The 8,914-nt window shown below is 68.5% G+C and carries 4 protein-coding genes and 3 pseudogenes; 2 read left to right on the top strand and 5 right to left on the bottom strand.

What is annotated here, in order from left to right; genetic code table 11:
- Positions 1 to 76, bottom strand: a pseudogene (locus BJF77_RS20340) (IS5/IS1182 family transposase); the annotation flags it as partial.
- A 70-nt stretch (positions 77 to 146) separates the two neighbouring features.
- Positions 147 to 1,300 (bottom strand): annotated as a pseudogene (locus BJF77_RS18770) (IS3 family transposase).
- A gap of 524 nt (positions 1,301 to 1,824) precedes the next feature.
- On the opposite strand from BJF77_RS18770, the pseudogene BJF77_RS18760 reads away from it, so the two are divergent.
- Both BJF77_RS18760 and BJF77_RS18755 read left to right on the top strand, forming a co-directional pair.
- Positions 1,825 to 2,915: pseudogene (locus BJF77_RS18760) on the top strand (IS110 family transposase).
- A complete protein-coding gene (locus BJF77_RS18755) occupies positions 2,908 to 4,155 on the top strand; it encodes an IS256 family transposase (protein ID WP_075873114.1) in 1,248 nt (415 codons plus the stop codon). The pseudogene BJF77_RS18760 and the gene BJF77_RS18755 overlap by 8 nt, the downstream one beginning before the upstream one ends.
- Positions 4,156 to 4,171: 16 nt before the next feature.
- Here the strand turns inward: BJF77_RS18755 and BJF77_RS18750 are convergent, their stop codons facing one another.
- The 3 genes from BJF77_RS18750 to BJF77_RS18740 all read right to left on the bottom strand — a co-directional run.
- Positions 4,172 to 5,017 carry a pyruvate, water dikinase regulatory protein gene (locus BJF77_RS18750; RefSeq protein ID WP_062735550.1) on the bottom strand — a complete coding sequence of 282 codons (846 nt, stop codon included), beginning with the start codon at positions 5,015 to 5,017 and terminating at the stop codon, positions 4,172 to 4,174.
- A gap of 99 nt (positions 5,018 to 5,116) precedes the next feature.
- A complete protein-coding gene (ppsA, locus tag BJF77_RS18745) occupies positions 5,117 to 7,510 on the bottom strand; it encodes a phosphoenolpyruvate synthase (protein ID WP_075873113.1) in 2,394 nt (797 codons plus the stop codon).
- Positions 7,511 to 7,675: 165 nt separating this feature from the next.
- Positions 7,676 to 8,914 (bottom strand): biotin/lipoyl-containing protein (locus tag BJF77_RS18740; RefSeq protein ID WP_304441001.1); only part of this gene is annotated, 1,239 nt, incomplete at its 5' end.

Raw genomic sequence — 8,914 nt, 5'->3', positions numbered from 1 at the left:
CCGAACAGGTGGTGTCGGCGATCTTCTCGTAGGCCGCCCCGAGCACCAGGACCTGCACCAGCTTGTCGAAGACGACGGGGACTGCCCCGACTTCCGTTGACTCTCTGACCTGCCCCACGGTTCGCTTACCCCGCAGGGTCTGAAGATCAGGCGGGGATGGATGGTGGTTCGTAGCGTAGTTCGTGGGTGACCGGGGATTCGTAGTTCAGCTGGGAGTGACGCCTCTGACGGTTGTAGAAGATCTCGATGTACTCGAAGATCGCGTTGGCCAGATCGATCCGGGTGCGCCATCTCTTGCGGTTCAGCAGCTCGATCTGCATGGATGACCAGAACGATTCCATCATCGCGTTGTCGTAGCCATCGCCGATGGTTCCGAACGACGGCATGAGGCCGGCGGCACGGATCCGGCGCGTGAACGCCCAGGAGGTGAACTGCACGCCGTGGTCGGCGTGCACGATCCCACCCGGGGCGGGTCGACGGTTCTTGATCGCGATGTCGAGGGCGTTGACCACCAAGGAGGAGTCCTGACAGTTGTCGATCGACCAGCCCACGATCCGGCGGGAGAAGGCGTCGAGCACCGCGCAGCAGTAGATTTTTCCTTCCCTGGTGGGGTGCTCGGTGATGTCGGTGACCCACAGCTCGTTGGGAGCAATCCGGTGGAACTTGCGGTGCACCAGGTCGTCGGCAGTAGCCACGCCCTTGAGCTTCTTCACCTTGGCCGGGCCCGGCAGCCCGGCGATCCCGGCAAGGTTCATCAGCACGGCTACCAGGTTCTCACTGACGACGATGTTCATGCCCAGAGTGAGTTCGGCGTGGACCCTACGGGAGCCGTAGGTGCCGCGGGATGCGGTGTGCACTTCCCGGATCAGCCCCGTGAGCCACTGCCGGCGCATCGCCGTGGGCGACAGCGGGCGGTTCTTGTACTGGTAGTAGCCGGGACTACTCACGCCCAGCAATCGGCAGCAGACCTTGACCGGGTGGCCGGCGTCGACGAGTTGGTCGATCACCGGATGAGCCCTTTTGGGTCGGGGCGGTCCTCCCCGAGCAGTTTCGCGGCCCGCTTGAGGATCTCGACCTCGGCCTCGAGCTGACGGATGCGTTTCTTCGCCTTGGCCAGCTCCAGCGATTCATGGGTGGTGAGCCCGGGTCGTTCGCCGCGGTCGATCTGGTCCTGGCGGACCCAGTTGTGCAGGGCGCCGGTGCTGATGCCCAGCTCGGCGGCGGTGGCGGTGATGGTCTTGCCGGCCCGCACGAGGGCAACAGCGCGCAGGCGGAACTCGGCTGGAAACGGTCGTGGCATGGTCGGGGCCTCTCGATGAGATGCGCCGATCTTCACACTCACAGGGGTAAGCAGGCCATAGGGCAGGTCAAGGAGTCAAGGAAACCCGGGGCAGTCCCAACCCCTGCGGGCGTCGGTGTAAGGGCAAGCCACACCACCGCCGGAACCTGCGTCCATCATCTCTGTGTAGCGCGGTGGCCCTGCTCGTCGTTCCGGACGAGGGCGCGGCCACCGTGAGATCTTTCGAGTTCACCTCTCACAGCACCCTCGAAAGGACATCATCACGATGACCGCTCCTCATATTGTCGACAGTGAAGATGGAGTCCGGTACCCCGGGCGGGGGTCTGACTCGATTGTCGACGGGCGTCATTGACTGCCTTTGCATGGGATTTGTCGACCTCGTTGCCCGGGGTGCCGCGCACGTGACCGGACGAGCGGTGTGACCTCATAGGAGCTTGTGCAGCAGCCCCATCACTGTCATGTCCACCTGGGGTGCCGGTCGTGTGCCGTCCCCTGTAGTCGGACTTGAAAGGCGGCACGGAATCATGATGACTGAGAGCTCTTCGGTCCTGGAGGTCTTCGGCGGAGTCGACACCCACTCGCTCACCCACCACGCCGCGGTGGTGGACACGCTTGGCCGTGAACTCGGCGACCGGGAGTTTCCCGCGACGCCGGCCGGTTACGAGGCGTTGCAGGCATGGCTGGTCGGTTTTGGCCAGCTCGTGAGAGTTGGCGTTGAAGGGACCGGTTCCTACGGTGCGGGATTGATGCGGGTACTGACCGGCGCCGGGATCGTCGTGGTCGAGGTCGACCGTCCTGACCGCACGGCGCGCCGCTCGCTGGGCAAGTCTGATCCGCTGGATGCCTATGCGGCGGCCCGGGCAGCGGCGTCTGGACGCGCCACGGGAACTCCGAAGTCGCGCGATGGCATCGTGGAGTCGATCCGGTGTCTGCGCTTGGCGCAACGCTCGGCGATCAAGGCGCGGACCCAGTGCATCAACCAAATCCGCGCGCTGTTGGTCAACGGGCCCGCCGATCTTCGTGAGCACCTCGCGCAGTTGCCCACGGCGAAGCTGATCAAGTCCTTGACCCGTCTGCGACCCACCACCGATCTGACCGACCCTCACGTGGCCTGCAAGCTGGCGTTGCGGTCCTTAGCGCGCCGCTACGCCAGCCTGGATGAGGAGATCAAACAGCTGCACCGTGGGCTTTGCGACCTCACCCGGCAGGTGGCCCCGCAGTTGCTCGAACGTCCGGGCATCGGCGTTCAGGTCACGGCTCAGTTGTTGATCACCGCTGGCGATAACCCCGACCGGTTGGGCTCCGAGGCGTCCTTCGCCCATCTGGCCGGAGTTGCCCCCGTTCCCGCATCCTCCGGGAAGCGACAGCACCGCCATCGGCTCAACCGCGGCGGGGACCGCTCCGCGAACAACGCGCTCTACACCGTTGCGCTGGTCCGGATGCGCTACCACGAGCCAACCCGGGCCTACGTTGAGCGACGCACCGCCGAAGGCTCTCGAAGAAGGACATCATCCGCTGTCTCAAACGCGCGATCGCCCGAGAGGTTTACCGTCTGCTCACCAGGCCAACAGTCCCGCTGGTACGCACGGTGACCGCACCACCCGCAGCTGCTTGACTTCTATAGGAGCATCCCTGCCGGCCTGCTCGGCGAAGCCCTGTCCGAAGCCTCCCCGGACCTGATGCGCAGCTTGTTGCAGACGGTGATCAACGCACTGCTCTCCGCCGACGCGGACGCGGTGGTCGGCGCCGAATGGGGCAAACCCGCTCCCGAGCGGGTGACCCAGCGCAACGGCTACCGCCACCGCGACCTCGACACCCGGATCGGCACCATCGACGTCGCCGTGCCCAAGCTGCGGGCCGGCACCTACTTCCCCGACTGGCTGCTCGAGCGCCGCAAGCGGGCCGAGTCCGCCCTGATCACTGTGGTCGCCGACTGCTACCTCGCCGGGGTCTCGACCCGCCGGATGGACAAGCTGGTGAAGACCCTCGGCATCAACTCCCTGTCGAAGTCCCAGGTCTCCCGGATGGCCACCGACCTCGACGAGCACGTCGAGTCCTTCCGCCACCGGCCCCTGGGCGAGGCCGGTCCTTTCACGTTCGTGGCCGCCGACGCGCTGAGCATGAAAGTCAGGGAGGGCGGGCGAGTGGTCAACGCCGTCGTGCTGCTGGCCACCGGGGTCAACAGTGACGGCCACCGCGAGGTCCTCGGGATGCGGGTGGCCACGGCCGAGACCGGGGCGGCTTGGAACGAGTTCTTCGCCGATCTGGTGGCCCGCGGGCTGGCCGGAGTGCGGCTGGTGACCTCGGACGCGCACCGAGGCCTGCGCGAGGCGATCGCGGCGAACCTACCCGGAGCGGGATGGCAGCGGTGCCGCACCCACTACGCCGCGAACTTGATGGCCGTGACACCAAAGTCGATGTGGCCGGCTGTGAAAGCGATGCTGCACTCGGTGTACGACCAGCCCGACGCCGCCGCGGTCGACGCCCAGTTCGATCGCTTGATTGACTACGTCGCCGAGAAGCTGCCCGCGGTCGCCGAGCACCTCGCGGACGCCCGGGAGGATCTGCTGGCCTTCACCGGCTTTCCGAAGGACGTGTGGATGCAGATCTGGTCCAACAACCCCGCCGAGCGGCTGAACAAGGAGATCCGGCGCCGAACCGACGCAGTGGGGATCTTCCCCAACCGAGGAGCCATCGTCCGTCTCGTCGGGGCCGTGCTGGCCGAGCAGACCGACGAGTGGGCCGAAGGCCGCCGCTATCTGGGGCTCGAGGTCCTCGCCCGCTGCCGGCTCACCGTCGTCGCCGACACCGGAAGCGAGGTCAGGCCCGACCCCCTGACTGCCCTCACAGCCTGACCCCTACGAAGGATCGCTACACCACTCCAGGGGGCTTGACCGTGCCGGTTTCTTGGAGATCCATTCTCTGGAGGATCGTGGCGGAAATTTCTTCCACGGACATGAAGGCTGAGTTGAGGTGGGGGATGTCGTTGAGGGCGTACATCTGCTGGGCGTTGCGCAGTTCCCAGGTGCATTGGGGCAGGGAGGCGTAGATGGTGCCCGGGCGTCTTTCCTGGCGGACCTGGCTCAGTCGCAGGGGTTGGGAGGTGAGTCCGAAGCACTTGGTCGCGTAGGCGGCGATGGGTGCCGGCAGGGACCGGTGGGCGAAGTCTTCGTCGACTAGGGGGAAGTTCGCGGTGCGGATGCCGTGCTGCAGGGCCAGGTACATGCTGGTGGGGGTCTTGCCGCAGCGTGAGGGGGCGATGAGGATCAGATCGGCCCGTTCCAGGGCGCGGATGGATTGCCCGTCGTCGTGTTCCATGGCGTACTCGACGGCTGTCATCCGCGACTGGTAGCGGATGGCGTCGCCGAGCCCGTGGGCCCTGCCGGGTTGAGGGTTCGCGGTGGTGTGCAGGGCGGCTTCGAGCTGGTGGATGTGGGAGCCGAAGAGGTCCACGAAGTACCCGGCGCCAGCCTCGAGGATGCCGCGCAGGTGCGGGTCCACGACGGTGGAGAACACCACGGTGGTGCGCCCGGTTTCCGCAGCGGTGGTGATCCGGGCCGCGACCTGGTGGGCGTGGTCGGCGGTGGTGAGGAAGGGCACGGTGTGGCGTTCGAAGCGCTGGGCCGGGAACTGGGTGATGAGGGTGTTGCCGAGGGTCTCGGCGGTGATGCCGGTGCTGTCGGAGACGAAGAACGCCACCGGGCAGGAGTCGGTCACGGGTGCCTCCGCTGTCTTCTCGTCGGGATGTCCGGTGGTCCGGGTGGGGGGGTGGGGTGGTGCCTGGTCCTGGCGCCGGCGGCACCAGGACCAGGGTGCTCACACGGCCGGCTGTGCTGTGGTGGCGGCCAGGGCCAGCCAGGTGTCCACGACGGCGTCGGGGTTCAGGGACACGGAGTCGATGCCCTGGCTCAGCAGCCAGGCGGCCAGCTCGGGGTGGTCGCTGGGGCCTTGGCCGCAGATCCCGACGTACTTGCCGCGGTCCTTGCAGGCGGTGATGGCCATTTCCAGCAGCTTCTTCACCGCCGGGTCGCGTTCGTCGAAGGAGCCCGCGACCAGGGCGGAGTCGCGGTCCAGGCCCAGGGTGAGCTGGGTGAGGTCGTTGGAGCCGATGGAGAACCCGTCGAAGTGCTCCAGGAACTGCCCGGCCAGCAGGGCGTTGGCCGGCAGCTCGCACATCATCACGATCTCCAGGCCCTCCTCCCCGCGCCGCAGTCCGTTGGCGGCCAGCAGCTCGATCACACCCTGGGCTTCGTCGAGGGTGCGCACGAAGGGGACCATGAGCTTGATGTTTCTCAGTCCCATGGTCGAGCGGACGTATCGGATCGCCTCGCACTCGAGCTCGAAGGCCGCCCGGAAGGCCGGGGACAGGTAGCGGGAGGCGCCCCGGAACCCGAGCATCGGGTTCTCCTCGGCCGGTTCGAACTCGGGCCCGCCGAGCAGGTTGGCGTACTCGTTGGACTTGAAGTCCGAGAGCCGGATGATCACCGGCTCAGGGGCGAAGGCCGCGGCGATCGTGGCGATGCCTTCGGCCAGGCGCTGGACGTAGTACTCGCGCGGTCCGGGGTAGGCGGCGATCCGTTCCCGGATCTGGGCGGCCACCCCGGGGTCCAGCTCGGGGGACCCGTTCTGCAGGGCGAGCAGGGCCAGGGGGTGGATGCCGATCTGGCGGTTGATGATGAACTCCAACCGGGCCAGGCCCACCCCATGGTGGGGCAGCTGGGCGAAGGAGAACGCCTGCTCGGGGGTGCCGACGTTCATCATCACTTTCAGCGGTGCTTCGGGCATCGCGCCCAGGGTGGTCTTCTCCACGGTGTAGTCCAGCAGACCCGCGTAGACCAGGCCCTCCTCGCCTTCCGCGCAGGAGACCGTCACCGGGTCCCCCTCGGCCAGCACCTCGCTGGCGTCCCCGGCGCCGACGACGGCGGGGATGCCCAGCTCCCGGGCGATGATCGCCGCGTGGCAGGTGCGCCCGCCGCGGTCGGTGACGATCGCGGCGGCCTTCTTCATGATCGGCTCCCAGTCCGGGTCGGTCATCGACGCCACGAGCACGTCGCCGGCCTGGAAGGAGGCCATCTGCTCGACCGAGGACAGCACCCGCACCCGCCCGGCCCCGATCCGTTGGCCGATGGCCCGCCCCTGGGCCACCACCGTGCCGGTCTCGTGGAGCCGGTAGCGGGCCACGGCCCCGGCCCCACGGCGGGATACCACGGTCTCGGGACGGGCCTGGAGGATGTAGAGGTGCCCGTCGATGCCGTCCAGGCCCCACTCGATGTCCATCGGGCGGCCGTAGTGGTCCTCGATCGCCACCGCGTAGCGGGCCAGCTGCTCCACCTGCGCATCGGTGAGGCTGAACCTCCCCCGCTGCGCCTGCGGCACGGGCACGAAACCCACGGTCTCCCCGAGCTCGGCGGAGTCGGTGTAGGTCATCTGCAGGGCCTTGTCCCCGAGCCCGCGCTTGAGCACCGCCGGGCGCCCGGCGGCCAGGGCCGGTTTGTAGACGTAGAACTCGTCCGGGTTCACCGCCCCCTGCACCACGGCCTCCCCGAGCCCGTAGGAGGAGGTGATGAACACCGCGTCGGTGAACCCGGACTCGGTGTCCATGGTGAACATCACCCCCGAGGCCCCGACGTCGGAGCGCACCATCCGCTGCACCCCGGCCGAGAGCGCGACCTCGGCGTGGGCGAAGCCGTGGTGGACCCGGTAGGCGATGGCCCGGTCGTTGTAGAGGGAGGCGAAGACGTCCTTGACCGCCGCCAGTACGTTCTCCACCCCGCGGATGTTGAGGTACGTCTCCTGCTGCCCGGCGAAGGAGGCGTCGGGCAGGTCTTCGGCGGTCGCACTGGAGCGCACCGCCCAGGACACCCCTGCCGGGTGGGTCCCGGCCACTTTCTCGTAGGCATCCCGGACCCCGGTCTCGAGTCCGTCCGGCAGCGGTGCGTTGCGGATCAGGGACCGGATGTGCGCACCGGCGGCGGCCAGGGCGGTCACGTCGGCGGTGTCCAGGCCCTCCAGGGTCTGGGCGATCCGCGTGTCCAGGCCGTCGGCAGCCAGGAACTGGCGGAACGCGGTGGCGGTGGTGGCGAAACCGCCGGGCACCTGCACCCCGGCGTTGCTGAGGTTGCGGATCAACTCGCCCAAAGAGGCGTTCTTGCCGCCGACCTCCTCGAGGTCGGAGAGGTCGATGTCAGTGAAAGGAAGGACAGAGGTCATGAAGGACTCCTTCGGTGGGCGCCGCCCGGGCGGGGTGCCAGTGGATCGGGGATCGGTTCTGCCCGCCGGCCCGGCCGCAGGAACATCAGCGGTCGGGACCGACCGGCTCCTGCCGGGGCAGGGGCCCAGGGCAGGGGACGGGGTGGTTCGGGGGCGGTGAAAGGTTCAGTTGGTGGGGCGCAGTACCAGCAGCAGGTCTCCACCGGTGACCTGGGTGACCCCGGTCAGTGCGACCCGGACGACGGTGCCGCCGGTGGGGGCGGTGATGGAGGCCTCCATCTTCATGGCCTCGATGGTGGCGACCTGCCCGCCGGCCTCGATGAGGTCACCTTCGGCGACCGTGACGGTCACGGCCCCGGCGAAGGGGGCGGCCACGTGGCCGGGGTCGGCGGGGTCGGCCTTCTCGGTCTCGGGCACCGAGGAGGTGATCGAGGTGTCGCGGACCTCGATCATCCGGGGCTGGCCGTTGAGGGTGACCATCACGGTGCGCATGCCCTTGTCGTCGGGCTCCGAGATGGCCTGCAGGGTCACCAGCAGCCGCACCCCTTTGCCGAGGGAGATCACGTGCTCCCGGTCGGAGGTCAGCCCGTAGAGGAAGTCCCGGGTGTGCAGCACGGTGACGTCGCCGTACCTGGCCCGGACCGCCTCGTAGTCCCGGGTCGGGCCGGCGAACAGCAGCCGGTTCAGCGTGGCCCGCCGGGTCGCGGAGTCGGCGGCCAACGCGGTCGAGTCCTCCTCGCTGAGCTCGGTGACCCCGACACGCACGGTGCGGCCCTCCAGGGCCTTGGAGCGGAACGGTTCGGGCCACCCGCCGGGGGGAGTGCCGAGCTCCCCGGCGAGGAAGCTGATCACCGAGTCCGGGATGTCGAACTTCTGGGGGTTGGCCTCGAACTCGGCCGGGTCCACGCCCATGCCCACCAGCTGCAGGGCGAGGTCGCCCACGACCTTCGACGAGGGGGTGACCTTGACCAGCCTGCCGAGCATGGCGTTGGCGGCGGTGTACATGTCCTCGATCGCCTCGAACCGCTCCCCCAGCCCCAGCGCGATGGCCTGCTGGCGCAGGTTCGACAGCTGCCCGCCCGGGATCTCGTGCCGGTACACGCGCCCGGTCGGGGCGGTGAGCCCGGACTCGAACGGGCCGTACATCCGGCGGATGACCTCCCAGTAGGGCTCGAGGGCGGTCGCGGCCTCCAGGGGGATGCCGGTGTCCCGGTCGGTGTGGGCCAGGGCGGCGATCAGCGCCGAGGCGGGCACCTGGGAGGTCGTGCCGGCCATCGAGGCCTCGGCCACGTCCACCGCGTCCACGCCCGCGTCGATCGCGGCCATCAGCGTGGCGAGCTGGCCGCCGGCGGTGTCGTGGGTGTGCAGGTGCACGGGCAGGTCGAAGCGCTCCCGCAGGGCCGT

The sequence above is a fragment of the Kocuria sp. CNJ-770 genome, assembly GCF_001942375.1.
Taxonomy (GTDB): Bacteria; Actinomycetota; Actinomycetes; order Actinomycetales; family Micrococcaceae; genus Kocuria; species Kocuria oceani.
Note: the sequence above shows the minus strand (reverse complement) of the source record. Positions and strands in the feature narration are given on the sequence as shown.